General features: G+C 34.8%; 14 protein-coding genes. 8 read left to right on the top strand and 6 right to left on the bottom strand.

Annotation, left to right across the window (positions count from 1 at the left end; translation table 11 throughout):
- Positions 1-122 precede the first annotated feature (122 nt).
- The 3 genes from BTR34_RS17075 to BTR34_RS17065 are packed head-to-tail and all read right to left on the bottom strand — an operon-like array spanning position 123 to position 3,206.
- Positions 123-1,592 carry a MoxR family ATPase gene (locus BTR34_RS17075; RefSeq protein WP_068484882.1) on the bottom strand — a complete coding sequence of 490 codons (1,470 nt, stop codon included), beginning with the start codon at positions 1,590-1,592 and terminating at the stop codon, positions 123-125.
- Between the two features lie 6 nt (positions 1,593-1,598).
- Positions 1,599-2,018 (bottom strand): hypothetical protein, encoded by a 420-nt coding sequence (locus BTR34_RS17070; protein ID WP_157483844.1) that lies wholly within the window; start codon positions 2,016-2,018, stop codon positions 1,599-1,601.
- 36 nt (positions 2,019-2,054) lie between these two features.
- Entirely contained in the window at positions 2,055-3,206 is a 1,152-nt protein-coding gene (locus tag BTR34_RS17065) for a vWA domain-containing protein (RefSeq protein ID WP_068484884.1), read from the bottom strand.
- Between the two features lie 370 nt (positions 3,207-3,576).
- On the opposite strand from BTR34_RS17065, the gene BTR34_RS17060 reads away from it, so the two are divergent.
- The 4 genes from BTR34_RS17060 (at position 3,577) to BTR34_RS17045 (ending at position 7,641) form a co-directional block, all read left to right on the top strand.
- A complete protein-coding gene (locus BTR34_RS17060) occupies positions 3,577-4,473 on the top strand; it encodes a DUF1853 family protein (RefSeq protein ID WP_082960169.1) in 897 nt (298 codons plus the stop codon).
- A gap of 152 nt (positions 4,474-4,625) precedes the next feature.
- The gene (locus BTR34_RS17055; RefSeq protein WP_068484886.1) at positions 4,626-6,038 is read left to right on the top strand and encodes a KAP family P-loop NTPase fold protein; all 1,413 of its coding nucleotides are present in this window, start codon (positions 4,626-4,628) and stop codon (positions 6,036-6,038) included.
- Positions 6,039-6,256: 218 nt separating this feature from the next.
- Positions 6,257-7,072, top strand: a complete 816-nt coding sequence (locus BTR34_RS17050) for an AraC family transcriptional regulator (RefSeq protein ID WP_068485025.1) — start codon at positions 6,257-6,259, stop codon at positions 7,070-7,072.
- Positions 7,073-7,146: 74 nt separating this feature from the next.
- Complete coding sequence (locus BTR34_RS17045) at positions 7,147-7,641, top strand: VOC family protein (RefSeq protein WP_068484887.1); 495 nt, start codon at positions 7,147-7,149, stop codon at positions 7,639-7,641.
- A gap of 124 nt (positions 7,642-7,765) precedes the next feature.
- Here BTR34_RS17045 and BTR34_RS18865 read toward each other — a convergent pair whose 3' ends face one another.
- Entirely contained in the window at positions 7,766-7,924 is a 159-nt protein-coding gene (locus tag BTR34_RS18865; protein ID WP_157483846.1) for a hypothetical protein, read from the bottom strand.
- Between the two features lie 98 nt (positions 7,925-8,022).
- Here BTR34_RS18865 and BTR34_RS17040 point away from each other — a divergent pair, with 98 nt between their 5' ends.
- Positions 8,023-9,168: an alpha/beta fold hydrolase gene (locus BTR34_RS17040; RefSeq protein WP_082960170.1), complete on the top strand. Its 1,146-nt coding sequence runs from the start codon at positions 8,023-8,025 to the stop codon at positions 9,166-9,168.
- Positions 9,169-9,341: 173 nt separating this feature from the next.
- Here BTR34_RS17040 and BTR34_RS17035 read toward each other — a convergent pair whose 3' ends face one another.
- Both BTR34_RS17035 and BTR34_RS17030 read right to left on the bottom strand, forming a co-directional pair.
- On the bottom strand, positions 9,342-10,181 hold the full coding sequence (locus tag BTR34_RS17035) for a DUF4249 family protein (RefSeq protein WP_068484889.1): 840 nt from the start codon (positions 10,179-10,181) through the stop codon (positions 9,342-9,344).
- A 3-nt stretch (positions 10,182-10,184) separates the two neighbouring features.
- On the bottom strand, positions 10,185-12,593 hold the full coding sequence (locus tag BTR34_RS17030; RefSeq protein WP_082960171.1) for a TonB-dependent receptor: 2,409 nt from the start codon (positions 12,591-12,593) through the stop codon (positions 10,185-10,187).
- Between the two features lie 225 nt (positions 12,594-12,818).
- Between BTR34_RS17030 and BTR34_RS17025 the strand changes: the two genes are divergently transcribed.
- From BTR34_RS17025 to BTR34_RS17015, 3 genes are read left to right on the top strand one after another with little or no spacing between them, the layout of a single operon-like run.
- A complete protein-coding gene (locus BTR34_RS17025) occupies positions 12,819-13,367 on the top strand; it encodes an RNA polymerase sigma factor (RefSeq protein ID WP_068484890.1) in 549 nt (182 codons plus the stop codon).
- Positions 13,367-13,906 carry a hypothetical protein gene (locus tag BTR34_RS17020; protein WP_068484891.1) on the top strand — a complete coding sequence of 180 codons (540 nt, stop codon included), beginning with the start codon at positions 13,367-13,369 and terminating at the stop codon, positions 13,904-13,906. Before BTR34_RS17025 ends, BTR34_RS17020 begins: the two co-directional genes overlap by 1 nt.
- Entirely contained in the window at positions 13,890-14,978 is a 1,089-nt protein-coding gene (locus tag BTR34_RS17015) for a hypothetical protein (RefSeq protein ID WP_157483848.1), read from the top strand. The genes BTR34_RS17020 and BTR34_RS17015 overlap by 17 nt, the downstream gene beginning before the upstream one ends.
- The last annotated feature ends 20 nt before the right edge of the window (positions 14,979-14,998 follow it).

The following is a 14,998-nucleotide window of genomic DNA, read 5'->3' as shown; positions in this document are numbered from 1 at the left end:
GTTTTTACTCGATAATCTAGATTTAAATGCTCTGATATCTATCTGACAGCAAGGTTAGCTAGCGTCGAAATCTTAATTAATTTTCAATTTAATGCCTCGTGGCCTTTCCCTGCGGTTATTTTCTAAATATCTTTTAAGAAACTGCTGTAGAGATCTTTAAACTCAAACCCATCAGTAAATCTTTGCTTATTAAGCTTTTTATAAGAGACCAATCCCCAAAGTAAGAGTTCTTTTAAAAAGTAAACATCTTTCACATCATACTCTGGTTGATGGTCTTTTAATAATTGATTTAAAGCCGGTATACTGTCTAAAGCACGTTTGTACTCTTCATCCGTAAAATCATCCATTAATTCAAAACCTTCCCCTTGAAAAAACCAATGTAACAATTCATCGTATACGGTTTCTTCATCTTTACGTTCTAATTTGTTGATTTTCGGGAAGTATTTTGGGAATAAGGATTTTACGGCATCATCTATTAAAATAGCTGCCACTCCGTCCGCTCCCTCTTGTTCTCCTTCATACACCAATTCTATTTTACCGGTTATTGAAGGAATGATTCCCAAGAAATCACTTAAACGAACCATGGTATAATCCCCTCCATTTAATAAGGATCTACGCTCTGCTGTACTCAACAAATTTTCAAAAGCGGTAATACTGGTACGTGCACTTACACCACTTTTAGCATCAACATATTCACTTTCACGTGCTTCAAAAATGATTTGCTCTAACAAGTCTTTCGCCAAATCAGGTACATATACTGCATCCGTTTGGCGACTATCTAACTTTGCTTCTTGCGCCGTAATCTTTCTAGCAATTTCAATATCATCCGGATAATGCGTTAATATTTGCGAACCAATTCTATCTTTCAGGGGCGTAACAATACTTCCTCTATTGGTATAATCTTCTGGATTTGCCGTAAATACGAACTGAATATCCAAAGGTAATCTCAATTTGAATCCTCGAATCTGTATATCCCCTTCTTCCAATATATTAAATAAGGAAACCTGAATACGTGCCTGTAAATCGGGCAGTTCATTGATTACGAATATGCACCGGTTGGCACGAGGTATCATCCCGAAGTGAATTACTCTATCGTCTGCATAAGACAATTTTAAATTAGCCGCTTTAATAGGATCTACATCTCCGATTAAATCGGCCACCGTAACATCAGGAGTAGCGAGTTTCTCGGCAAAACGCTCACTTTTATGCATCCAAATTATAGGTGTATGATCTCCTTTTTCCTTTATTAATTCTTTAGCAAATCTAGACATTGGCTTAAGGGGGTCATCATTAATTTCAGAACCTTCTACAACGGGTATGTATTCATCTAACAGATTCACCATTAAATGCGCCAATCGTGTTTTTGCCTGACCACGTAATCCTAATAAATTAATATTATGACGAGATAGAATAGCACGCTCCAATTCTGGAATTACAGAATCTTCATAACCCCAAACTCCAGGAAAAGCATCTTCACCCTTTTTAATTTTCTGAATAAGGTTATCTCGTAACTCGTCTTTTACACTTTTAGATTTGTATCCTGCAACTTTTAGCTCCCCTAGTGTATGTATTTTTTTATAATCTAATTTCATAAAAATTTATTTCTTTAATATAGCAATCGTTTGTTTTAACTCATCCGGTTTCTTAATTCGGATATTTATGGAAATGTATTCCCATTTATCGTTTATTTTTTCAGCCAAAACATCCATTTTTGAACGGATATTTTTTATTTGTTTATCTCCCTTAACATCGATGGTAATTCCGACAGTATCACCAGTTTTTGAATAACCAACAGAACCATTTAACATATCTAAAGCACCTAAAGGTTCTAAATTACCAAGCAAATTTAAAACTGTCGAATCCGCTTTTGCAATTTCTAAAGCCCCTTCGCATATTTCAGGCTCTGAATATGCCTTTGTTAAATAAGTGATGTTACGCGGTAATTCTGGGGGCAAAGTTGAAACGAATAAACCTATAAAAATTAATAAGAACAAAATAACCCATGTTCTTTTTAACATATACCAAGGTCTTTTATAAGAATTCATTCTCTTTTCTTATTTCAATCTTTTTTTTCTATTGGCCTCATAATCTTCAAATATCATTTCCCCTAATTCCTGTAATCCCGTAAAAAATGCCTTGCCTTTATTTGCCTCGGTAAAATGACGAATAAACTGCATTAAATAAGGGTCCTGAGCAATCATAAATGTAGTGATAGGTATATGCAACTTACGTGCCTGTCGCGCCATATTATAGCATTTCTCCACAATAAAATCGTCTAGTCCTACACTGTTCTTATAATAACTACCATCGGGCATGCGAAGACAACTAGGCTTACCATCGGTAATCATAAAAATCTGCTTATTGGTATTACGTTTTCTGCGAAGCATATCCATCGCCAATTGCAGACCAGCAACAGTATTGGTATGATACGGACCTACTTTTAAGTAAGGCAAATCTTTAATCGGTATGGGCCAGGCATCATTACCGAATACTAAAATGTCAAGTGTATCCTTCGGATATCTGGTGGTAATCAATTCTGCCAATGCCATTGCCACTTTTTTAGCGGGAGTGATTCGGTCTTCACCATACAAGATCATACTATGGCTAATATCTATCATTAGAATAGTACTCATTTGCGCTTTATGCTGGGTATCTTCCACAACCAAGTCTTCTTCGCTTATTTGAAAACTACCCATACCGTGATTGATCTGGGCGTTTTTAATACTCTCGGTCATAGATATGTTTTCTAGTCCGTCGCCATAACGGTATTCTCGTAAATCACCGGTATGCTCATCCCCTTGTCCCGATTTACCAGTTTTATGGTTACCGGCACCACTCCTTTTCAGTTTACCAAATATTTGATCAAGCGCACGTTGACGAATTATACGCTCCATTTTTGCGGTAATGGAAATATTTCCACCACCAGAACCTTCTTCACCATCTTGAGGGTCACCACCGCCATCCTTAAATTCTTCGCGTATGTAACCCTTAGCTTTTAAATCTTCAATAAAATCGTCAATGGTGTAGTCTTCAGTTGTAAGTTCATATTCCTTGTCCAATTCACGTAACCAAACTATAGCCTCGTCAAAATCTCCGGATGTATGCGTAATAAGCTCTTGAAAAATATCAAACAGCTTATCAAAAATCGATTGTTCGGGTGCTTCGTAAGTTTCAAAGCGGAACCCTTTTCTTTCATTCATAGCCATACTATAAAATTAACACTTTTACGGTGTATGCGGTTGTCTTTTGGGAAATGTTAACGTTGTTGTTTAACTTTCGCTTTTCGCTGGACGCTAAGCGCATGACGCAATTAACTATTTCATATGCGTTTAGTGCATGAAGTATGGCGCCCAGCGTTTTGCGCATGGCGTTCTAGAGTTCGTCTTTGCTAGCAGCTTTTTAGCTACTAAGCAATCTGTTTGTTTCGTTTTACTAAGATTCAAATTGCAATGCACGCTAGCGTTAAGCAACTGGCGCGTAGCAATTGGCGAGTAGCGCATAGCGAAAGGCGTTTTGCGCGTAGCGTTATAATGAAGTAACTTCGGCTACGCTCAGTCACCGGAATTCAGTTATACAATTTACGAGCAACAATTAACGAAAAACCAACAACGAACAACCAGCAACCGACAACCAGCAACTAAACAAAAGACCATCAACAAACAACAAACCACAATCAGCCAGCTCAAAAGCTTTTTAGCTACTCCGCCAATATGGGAAGGTATGGAATTTGGCGTGGCGCAATTTGAGTTTCCTAAGTTGGATTTAAATGAGATTAGCCCGATAGCTATACCTCAGAAATTACGTTTAGGTCATCAGATGGAATATGTTTGTAAGCAACTTTTGGATGCCAGCGATGAATATCAAGTGTTATTGCATAATAGGCCTATTCGGGAAGGAAAACAGACGATTGGAGAAATAGATTTTATACTTAAAGAGGCAACCACGAAACAACTAATACACGTTGAACTTACCTATAAATTTTACTTAATTGATACAGCAATTGAGAATCCTATTCATCAATTAGTCGGACCCAATAGAAGTGATGCGTTTTATAAAAAACTAGAGAAAATAAAGAACAATCAGTTCTCTTTACTACACACCAATATTGGGCGTTCCGCACTTTTAGCGGAAGAAATAGATACTACCAATATTAAGCAAGAGGTTTGCTATAAAGCGCAATTGTTTCAACCCTATAAAACCGCTTCATTAGATATTTCACCAATAAACTCTCATTGTAATGTGGGCTACTGGCTACGAATGGCGGAGTTTAATTCTCCTGAATTTATGAATCACAAATTCTACATACCTACTAAAAGTGAGTGGGTGTTTAACCCTTTTGAAGAAGTAACATGGGTTTCTCACGATACAATTGTTACCACAATTGAAGAACGTCTAAATAATAAAAGTGCTCCTATGATTTGGATGAAGAAATGTGATAGTGAATTTGAGAAGTTTTTTGTGGTTTGGTGGTGAGATTATTTTATAAGAATCGATATCAATATTACTGTTAATAACTGTTGATAGGTCTGTTTTTAAATGGGTGAGAATTAGATTACTTTTAAATGTAAAATATGTGTAATTATACACATGTACGTACGTAATCTGCATGCTGAAAAAAAAGTTGAATGAACATTAAACACCCAGAAATTGAGGTTGAAGAGGATAACCCTTTTGCTAATTGTAAATTAGATAGGAAAAAATATTCTACAGTCTTAACTAATATTATACTATCCTATCCATATGGATTTGTCTTAGCCCTTAACAACAAATGGGGAACTGGAAAAACCACATTTGTAAAAATGTGGGAGCAAGACTTGAAAAACAATGCGTATCAAACATTATATTTTAATGCTTGGGAGAACGATTTCGAAAATAATCCGTTAACAGCATTAATGGGCGAATTAAAAACCCTTACAACTAAAAAGAATGAACTTGAATTTAAAAAAACATTAAATAAGGCAGCGACATTAACGAAAAATATTGCTCCAATAATTGCAAAGGCTATTGCAGACAGATATATTGACACAGAGGGGATAAAAGAGGCAATTATAGGAGTTACAAAAGGACTATCTGATGTATTTGAGAATGAAGTTCAAGAGTACGAAAAAAAGAAAAAGAGTGTTTCAGATTTTCGTCAAAGCTTGTCCGAATTTATTGCTAATACCAATAATGGGAAACCACTAATTTTTATAATTGACGAACTGGATAGATGTCGCCCAAATTACGCTGTTTCTATTTTGGAGCAGATAAAACACTTCTTTTCTGTTCCAAACATTGTTTTCATTTTATCCATCGATAAAGAACAACTTGGCAATGCGGTTAAAGGAGTCTATGGAAGTGCAGATTTGGATGCTGATGAATATCTGAGACGGTTTATTGATATTGAATATTCAATTCCTGAACCAGAAGTAGATATTTTTTACAAGTATCTATACGAATATTTTAAATTCGACGATTTCTTCCAGTCTCCAGAAAGACATAAATATCAAGGGGTACAAGAAGATAAAGCAAATTTTCTAGCAACGTGTAAACTACTCTTTACTAATACAAAAGTACCACTAAGACAACAAGAAAAAATATTTGCACATTCCCGTTTAGCTCTCCGCAGTTTTAGCGAAAACAGCATTGTAATACCACACGTATTCTTATTTCTTGTCTTCATTAAAATAAGACATAACAACTTTTATGAGAAACTGAAAAGTAAAAGTTTGAGCATTCGAGAAGTACAAGAAGGTTTTTTATCAATTATTAAAATTGAGGTAAATGAAGAAACGGAAAGACCACTTATGTGGCTAGAAGTTTACATAGTAAATGCTTACAATAATTATTTCCAAGAAAGATATCATCGCAAACCTCTTTACGAAAGGGATATAGAAACTGGTAAAAACAAATGCTTAATTAACTCAATAATTAAGAAAGATGCTGAATATGATTTTATGCATATTCTAGAAAGTATTAATAGAGGCGATAGGAAAGCAGATTTGGATTTATCTCATTTTACTAAAAGAATTGACTTGCTTGAGGATTTGAAAACGTGAAAAGCCAGCAGGTAACAAAACCTTAACGTAATGCGGACTTTAAAGATAAATCGTGAGGTCAGTCTAAATTTATAAAGTCGCTAATCCCGATAGCTTACTTGAACTAGTAAAAATAAAACTAAACAATAATCTTTAGTATAGTTCTAAAATGGGAATAAAAAAACCTTAAAACCTAACGGATTTTAACTTAGATGTTAAACCTTCTTCAAAAAACACCAATGAACTACCAAACATTTCAACCTCATTCAGATTTAGAATCTCTTGTTAGTTGCTATTGGACTTTAGAAATTCCTGCTGAATACAGTTCAGAAAGACAGCGAATTATACCTGATGGTTGCATTGAAATGGCTTTTATTCTTGGTGACGACATAAAGCGTTATACATCGGACGATGAATTTATATTGCAACCGCGTGCCATGGTTCTTGGACAGACCATTGAACCATTTTTTATAGAGCCAACAGGCTATGTAAACACATTTGCAATTCGGTTTTACCCTTATGGCTTTGCCAATTTTGTGACTACACCCATTAAAGATTTAGCAAATAAAGAAACTCCAATTGAATTCTTGTTCGAAAAGAATAGTGCAAAAGAATTGGAGCAAAAGATAATAGATGCTAAAGACAGTAAGCAACGCATTGAAATCATAGAAAACTTTCTTTTAGAAAAAATGAATGATAAAGCAACCATTGATACTATCGTAAAACAAACCCTCGATGCGCTGTTATTATCTAAAGGAACAGAATCAATAACCACAATTCTTAAAGATGACTTGTCTAAGAGAAGGCAACTAGAACGGAACTTTAAAAAACAAATTGGTGTTAGTCCAAAACAGTTAGGCAAAGTAATACGGCTCCAAACTGCATTAAAACTGTTGCTGAACAAAAAGTCGGACAACCTTACCAAGGTTGCCTACGAAAGTGAATATTTTGACCAAGCCCATTTTACTAAAGATTTTAAGGAGTTTACAGGAATCAACCCAAAGGAGTTTTTAGGGAATGAAAACATGGCGCTTTCAACGCTTTTCTACAAATAATTAGCGTGTCGCATTTTTACAATTTTATACTTCTTTAATACTTCATCTTTGTACTTTATACATAAACAGAACATATGAAAAAGACAATCCTATACCTTACGGTACTATTTTCCTTCTGCATTCTAGACTGTAATGGTCAAGACAAAACCAATGCCGAGAATACACAGTTAGATTCAACCGAAACACAAAACACAAACCATATGAAAAGTTTTATTTCAATTTTTGAAATTCCCGCAACCGACATTTCAAGAGCAGTCGATTTTTATAAAGCAATTTTGGATATTAACATTGAAAAAATGGAATTCCCAGAAATGCAAATGGGTGTATTGCCATATGAAGGACAAATGGTTACGGGAGTCATAATGAAAGCAGAAGGTTATCTACCCTCGGCAAATGGCGTAACCATATATTTAAATGGCGGAGACAACCTACAAACAATTCTTGATAAGGTAGCGCAAAATGGCGGAGAGATAATGGTACCAAAATCATTACACGCCGATGAAAGTGGATACTACGCTATATTCTTGGACTCTGAAGGAAATAAGATGGGACTGCATTCCCCAAACTAGACACTATACTTTTAAAATAACCCGGGTAGTATTTTCCATTAAACGCATTCAACTTAAAATCTAAAAACACCAAGCCTAAAATTTCTTTGGGGCTTGGTGTTTTTAATAATTAAATAAAGGTCTTCTACTTTACCGTATACCTTATCGTATTTTTCTGAATAATCCTAAAATACCCATGAGCATAATTATCGGGATTTGTTGTATTAATGCAATTTCCTTTTATGTCTACAGGTGTGGCTGAAAAAATACCAATGCCGCCCATTAGGTCAATTACAATATCCATAAAATTGTAATACGATCTATAAATAAAAGCTAAAGATTATATTTTTGATGGCATAATTGTGTCAAACTGTTATATAAAATCAACCTAAAACCAACAAAATGAAACAGCGCTACCTAACTCTATTATTTTCAACATTCTTATCATTTTACATGCATTCACAGCAACTAGATACACTGGTAGATATTGGCGGTTATAAAATGCATTTTAAAATAATTAAAGGAGAAGGAACCCCTATTCTATTTGAGTCCGGTGCAGGAAATGAAGGATCAGTATGGGACAATATTTTAGAAAGAATACAAAAAGTTACAGGTACCACATTAATTACATATGACCGTACAGGTTTTGGACAAAGTGAAGTGAACCCTAATCTAAAAAATGACATAGATTTTGGAATAATAAATGGTATTACTGAATTAGAAACCGGACTATCTAAGTTAGGATATGATAATGAAATTATTCTGGTACCACATTCTTACGGTGGCTTTTATACAACACTTTACGCGTCTAAGCATCCTGAAAAAGTAAAATATGTAGTTCGTATTGACGCTAATTTGGTAGACGTTTATACTGACGATGTACTTAATATAATGGCCCAACAACCAACACCGCCAAAAAGCCCTGAAACTCTTGGAAACTATTACCTATATAAAACGTATCCTGAAACGGTTAAACTGTTACGAGAAGTTAAATTCCCTCCTAGCGTTCCTGCAATAGATATAACATCACCTATTAATAGGGGCTACCCAGATGAATACTGGACACTTATAAAAAAAGCACATAAAGATTTTGTAGATGCTGAACCTAACAGAATTGAATTGATTGCTGAAGGTAGTGGTCATTATATTTTTAAAGATAACCCTGCATTAATTATCAATACAATTATTAAAGCATATGCAGAGACATTAGATGAGAACTCGCGCAATGAATTATATAAAAAAACACTGGACAATGCAATAGAATTATCTATAGAAACTCAAAAGGCTAATGCTTTATACAATCATTCCGAAGAAGATTTAAATACATGGGGATACAACTTAATTGGACAGGGAGAAATGGAAAAAGCATTAGAAGTTTTTAAATTGAATACTATGTTATTCCCAAATAGCTCTAATGTATATGATAGCTATGGTGAAGCACTGTTAATAGCAGATAAGAAATACGAAGCTATTAAAATGTATGAAAAATCTATTGAATTGAATCCGGATAATGAACATGGTAAATCAGTTCTGGAAATAAAACAATAAATTTTTACTATACAATAGTGTACTACATTTTTCAAATACCTGACAAAATTTCGTAAAAAATTTATATAGCACATCATATAACTCTAAAGTTAATAAAGCTAAATTCACGATTTAATCTAAAAGCATAAACCCTAATTCATTAGGATTTATGCTTACTTATTAATTACAAGGAATTACTCTACAGTATACGTTATCGTATTTTTCTGAGTAACCCTAAAATAGCCATGTGCGTATTTATCGGGATTTGTTGTATTAATACAATTTCCTTTTACGTCTACAGGTGTAGCTGAGAAAATACCAACACCGCCCATTTGGTCAATTACAATATCCATATAATTATAATAAGGTCTAGAAATACTATGCATGGTTATATTTACTACATCACCAGGGGCTAACGGTTTAATTTCTTCATCTTCATCATCGTCAATTTCGTACCACCAGTCAACCTCATTTCCGTTTATGAACTCATCATCACCCAATTCAAGGGTTGGTAAAAGATCTTGAGGTCTTTTAAATTTGAAAAAATAACTATCTCCTTCTTCTTCAAAGTCAGTAAAAACAATATGTAATTCAATAGTTTCATCATCGAAACCATCTTCAGTATCTTGATATACCTCTGTAATATCAGGAACAGCATTTAAGGTATCGCTAGCCGTATAGGTTTCCCCGTCATATACAATTTCTAAAGTGTAGCTAGCACCTAATTCTGGATTAAAAGTAGTGGTCGTGTAGGTGCCATTATTCTGATCTGTGAAAAGGTTTACTTCACCAGTGTTATCATTGGTAACACTAACTTCTGCACCGATAACATCAGTGCTTTGTGTTTCAAAAAAAGGTGTAGAAGTACGTAGCGTAATACTTTGCTCATTACCAGTTGTTCCTTTTTCCCAATCTAACGAAGCTTCTACCACCAAGCGCAGTGTATCGGTTTGTACGTCAACATCGATAACATCTGAACATGAGACTAGGGTACATAAAAATAAAAGTGTTATATATTTTATTGGATTTTGCATGTCTTAAAATTTAAAGTTATAAGTGATAGATGGCACAATACCGAAAATTGCAGTTCTGGTAGCTTCATTTGCTCCAGTTTCTATATTCTGTCCAAAAGAAACAGATGCCGCATTTTTACGGTTATAGGCATTGTAGATGCCTAGTACCCACTCCCCTTTTAATTTGGCATCGGGCTTTTTATTCGGTTTGTAATTAACCGATAGATCTAAGCGATGATACGCCGGTAATCTATCAGAATTTCTATCGGAATAACTGGCAATGGAAACGCCCTCATACTCATACTGCCCATTTGGGTACGTAACAGGTCTACCGGTCTGGAAAACTAGGTTGGTTCCAAAACTCCATTTTTCATTTAATTTATAGGATCCAGAAATAGAAATATCATGTGTTCTATCATACGGAGTGTTGTACCATTCACCATCACTTATCCCTAAGCCACCAGCAGAACCACCGGGAGTACGTTGTTCAGATTTAGAGAGAGTATAAGAAATCCACCCTGTAAAATCACCTTCGTTTTTTCTTAATAAAAGCTCTAGTCCATAAGCTCTAGATTCTCCTTTTAATATTTCGGTCTCAATGGTGTTTTGACCAATTAAATCGGACCCATCTATATAATCAATTCTATTATCGGTATTCTTATAGTACACTTCTGCCTCCATAGAGTAGGCTTTGTTTTTAAAGTTTCGAAAGTAACCTAATGCATACTGATTAGATAATTGCGGGTCAATATACTGTCCACTTGGCGCCCAAACATCTAACGGCGTGGCAGATGAAGTATTCGATAATAAATGAATGTATTGTGCAACCCTAGAGAAGCCAGCTTTTAAGGAAGAATTATCATTTATGGAATATGCCAATGAAGCTCTGGGCTCTAAATTTCCAAAGGTTTTAATGACATCACCTTTTTCATAAACGGTTTCACCAACTGCGGTTCCACGTTCATAAATGCCTAAGTCTGAATTATAGACTACTGGCTGATTATTGAAATATTCTGTCATTGGCTGACCACCAAGTCTAGAAAATGCACTGTAGCGTAATCCATACTGAGCGGTTAACTTTTCGGTCAATTTATGTTCAGCATCAACATATATACCCGTTTCCAAAGCCTTCTTTTTATCTAACACTAAAGGGTTCACTGCAGAAGTCTCAGAGGTTGGTATAATCTCACCAGGGTCAAATTCATAATGAATACCACTTGCTCCAAAATCTAGTTTAAAGGTATCGCTGAAGTAATACTTTAAGTCATATTTTAGGTTGTAATTGATGATAGATGAAACCCAATCGAACTCCGCCGATGTAATTCCCAATTCATAATCGTACTTGCTATACACTGCAGAAAGATTTGAAAAGAGTTTGTCGTTAAAAATATGGTTCCAACGAAGATTGGCTGTGGAGTTCCCATAAGAACTGCTGAAATTTTCTCCCAACTCAAAAGCATCCCTGCCAAAATATCCGGAGAGAAAGAGTCTATTATTCGTGTTTATTTTATAATTCGTTTTTAGGTTTAAATCATAAAAACTAACACTATTATCTTCCCCTGCAGCTTTCAATAAAATATCAGCATATGAGCGTCTACCTGCAATTAAAAAAGACCCTTTTTCTTTAAATAAGGGAGCCTCTAAAGCCAAACGGCTAGATATAATACCAATACCACCTGTTGCTGCAAATCGTTTGCTGTTACCATCTTTTTGGCGCACATCTAAGACCGACGAAACACGACCGCCATATCTTGCGGGTATACCACCTTTATACAATTTTACATCTTTAATAGCATCCGCATTAAAGACTGAGAAAAAACCGAACATGTGCGAAGTATTGTAAATAATAGCCTCGTCTAAGAGCACCAAGTTCTGATCGCCTGCACCTCCCCTAACATGAAAACCGCCAGTACCTTCACCGTTATTAGTTACTCCCGGAAGCATTTGTAGAGACTTTAGAATATCTACTTCGCCCAAAACCACGGGCATTTGCTTCACTGTTTCAATATTCATTTTAAGAACACTCATTTCTGGTTTACGTAAAACGGCAATTTCAGATTCTTCCGCAGTAACTTCTACTTCGTCTAATTTTGTGGAAGACTCGGAAATTTCAAAATTGAAATTCTGATTTCTATTCAAGTTAACCTCTTGTTTAATATCTGCATACCCCATGTAAGTAATTAACAAACGGTACTTCCCCTCAGGAGCTGTAATGGAATAGAATCCATATTCATTGGTTACTACACCAATAGTTGTACCTTCTAAAAAAACTGAAGCCCCAAAAAGGGTTTCTCCGTTGTCAATGTCAGAAATTTTACCACTTATGGTATAATTTTCTTGAGCCATTAGCTGAATACCAGTAAGCAGTATTGCGAAAATGGAGGTCATTTTTAACCACCTTAAGCGTACTTTTTGTTTTCGTTTTTTAATCATGTTGTTTATTTAATTGATTGATGAACACCACAAAATGACAACATAATTTTTAGAAGGTTGCAGCAAAAAGTAATTTTAAGAAAATGCTAACATATTAACCTTTCATACATACTACCTTCATAACCCTGTTTTATGAAATAAATTATACTAAATGCAACCATCTATAAATTTGGTTGTCTTTAAAATAGAAACCAAGTTTAGAGTACAATCAAGGGCTAAAATTAATTGAAAACCGAAATCCGTTTTACGCATCAATCTCTTGTTGAAAACAGCAAGTCTGGCGATAGAACCGCACAGTATCAACTGTACGAGCTCTATGTAGATGCTATGTATAATGTAAGTATGCGGTTTTTGGGTGTTAAAGAAGATGCCGAAGATATTGTACAAGAAAGTTTTGTAGATGCCTTTAGAAATCTAGATAAATTCAAGTACGAATCTTCTTTTGGAGCGTGGTTAAAGCGCATTGTCATTAATAAAAGCATAAACCATTTAAAAGTTAAACGCCTACCACTTGCGGCTATGGATGATAATGAATATCACTTAACAAATGAAGATGAACATGAATATCAAAATATTGATGCAATGGATATTATGAAAGTAAAATCGGGAATAGAAAAACTACCGTATGGGTATAAACAAATAATTAACCTATACCTATTAGAAGGTTTTGACCATAATGAAATAAGTGATGTATTGGGGATTACGACATCAACCTCAAAATCTCAATACCACAGGGCAAAAAAGAAACTAGTAGAAATTATAAACACATTATAATGGACCAATTTGAAAAACATATTCGCGATAATAAGCAGGTCTTTAATGACCGCAAGGCTGACCGTGCAAAAATTTGGGCGAATATAGAATCGCAATTAAACGCAGATAAACCAAAAGTGATTCCACTTTGGAAATCACCAATGTTACGCATAGCGGCAAGTATTCTAATACTATTGGGTATTTCGGGACTAGTAGGACTTTCATTCTTTGCTAGCCCTACTACTGAAACCAATTATGTGTCTCAAGAATTGCAAGATATAGATATGCATTATAAAGGTTTGGTATCATACCAAGTACAATTGGTACAAAACAACAATCAGTTGTCAGAGGCGGATAAGGAAGAGTTTTTATCCTTTATGGTAGAGCTAGATACCGAATATGACCATCTTAAACTAGAAATGCAGAATAACCTAGACAATGAGCAGGTGCTAGCAGCTATAGTTTCTAATTACAGAAAGCGTATAGAACTTATAGAGAATCTATTGCTGCAGTTAAACGAATCTAAATTAAAAGACGACGATTATGGTTATACTTTGTAAAAAACTAAAGCTATTCGCCTTGGCGATGGTAGTAGGCTTTACTGCCATAGCGCAAGAAAAGGTTTCTAAAGAAACAACCAAGACATATCCCTTTAACAATACAGGTGAGCTTCACTTAGAAAATAAATATGGCAATATTAATATCTATGGATGGACGAAAGAAGAAGTATCTATCACCATAAATATTACCGTAACCGATAAGAAAAAGGAAGATGCCAATGATTTGTTGAAACGAATTAATCCCGCTATAAGACGCAGTGATAAGTTTATCTCAGTCAATTATGAAATAAGTGAAAAAAACTCTGGTTTCTTTTCTAACCTATTTGAAAAAGCGAATCCGTTTGATTTTGATAGAAGTAATATACAGATAGATTATATCGTATACCTCCCTAAAAAGGTAGAATTAGAGATTGTCAATAAATTTGGAGATGTATTTATAGAAGACTGGGTAGGTATTTTAAAGGCCGATGTACAACATGGGGATATGTGGATGAATGATAATCTGAACAAGGCAGATATCAACATTAAATATGGAAAGTTAAGAGCTAAAAATATTAACTATGCCAACTTAGATATAAGTAATGGAGGCTTAGATATGGACCATGCAAATACTATACGCCTTAATAGTAACGGTAGTAATATTGATGTTCTACAAGCAGAATCTTTGGAGCTTTATTCTAATAAAGATGAACTTGAAATTAATGAAATAGGTACGCTTTACGGAAACTTAAAATTTAGTAAACTACGTATACATCAATTAAAAAAAGATGTTGACTTAAATTTAAAAATTTCAGATATTTTGATAGAAAGTATAACTACCGCCAGTTCTAGAATTAACCTAGAGCAAGAATCTTCTGAGGTGAGCATCAACATACTACACTTTCCGCATGACTTCTCAGCAGTACTTGAAGAGGGCTTGGTACGTTTGCCAAAATCGTTTCATGATGTAGATTCTAAAATGCTGGATAAAGGCAAAAAATTACGTGAAATAAAAGCGGTCTATGGTAAAAACGGAGAAGGGCGGATTTCTATTTCAGGAAGTAAAGGGGTAGTTTTGTTGAAAGAATTATAAACTGTTTCAATTACTAAAAT

Source organism: Maribacter hydrothermalis, assembly GCF_001913155.1.
Taxonomy (GTDB): domain Bacteria; phylum Bacteroidota; class Bacteroidia; order Flavobacteriales; family Flavobacteriaceae; genus Maribacter; species Maribacter hydrothermalis.
Note: the sequence above shows the minus strand (reverse complement) of the source record. Positions and strands in the feature narration are given on the sequence as shown.

Bases quoted from the DNA above. Each gene is read 5' to 3' on its own strand.
- BTR34_RS17065 (WP_068484884.1), bottom strand. From the start codon at position 3,206: ATGGCTATGAATGAAAGAAAAGGGTTCCGCTTTGAAACTTACGAAGCA.
- BTR34_RS17015 (WP_157483848.1), top strand. From the start codon at position 13,890: ATGGTTATACTTTGTAAAAAACTAAAGCTATTCGCCTTGGCGATGGTA.
- BTR34_RS17040 (WP_082960170.1), top strand. From the start codon at position 8,023: ATGAAACAGCGCTACCTAACTCTATTATTTTCAACATTCTTATCATTT.
- BTR34_RS17075 (WP_068484882.1), bottom strand. From the start codon at position 1,592: ATGAAATTAGATTATAAAAAAATACATACACTAGGGGAGCTAAAAGTT.
- BTR34_RS18865 (WP_157483846.1), bottom strand. From the start codon at position 7,924: ATGGATATTGTAATTGACCTAATGGGCGGCATTGGTATTTTTTCAGCC.
- BTR34_RS17070 (WP_157483844.1), bottom strand. From the start codon at position 2,018: ATGTTAAAAAGAACATGGGTTATTTTGTTCTTATTAATTTTTATAGGT.
- BTR34_RS17035 (WP_068484889.1), bottom strand. From the start codon at position 10,181: ATGCAAAATCCAATAAAATATATAACACTTTTATTTTTATGTACCCTA.
- BTR34_RS17030 (WP_082960171.1), bottom strand. From the start codon at position 12,593: ATGATTAAAAAACGAAAACAAAAAGTACGCTTAAGGTGGTTAAAAATG.
- BTR34_RS17050 (WP_068485025.1), top strand. From the start codon at position 6,257: ATGAACTACCAAACATTTCAACCTCATTCAGATTTAGAATCTCTTGTT.
- BTR34_RS17055 (WP_068484886.1), top strand. From the start codon at position 4,626: ATGAACATTAAACACCCAGAAATTGAGGTTGAAGAGGATAACCCTTTT.
- BTR34_RS17045 (WP_068484887.1), top strand. From the start codon at position 7,147: ATGAAAAAGACAATCCTATACCTTACGGTACTATTTTCCTTCTGCATT.
- BTR34_RS17020 (WP_068484891.1), top strand. From the start codon at position 13,367: ATGGACCAATTTGAAAAACATATTCGCGATAATAAGCAGGTCTTTAAT.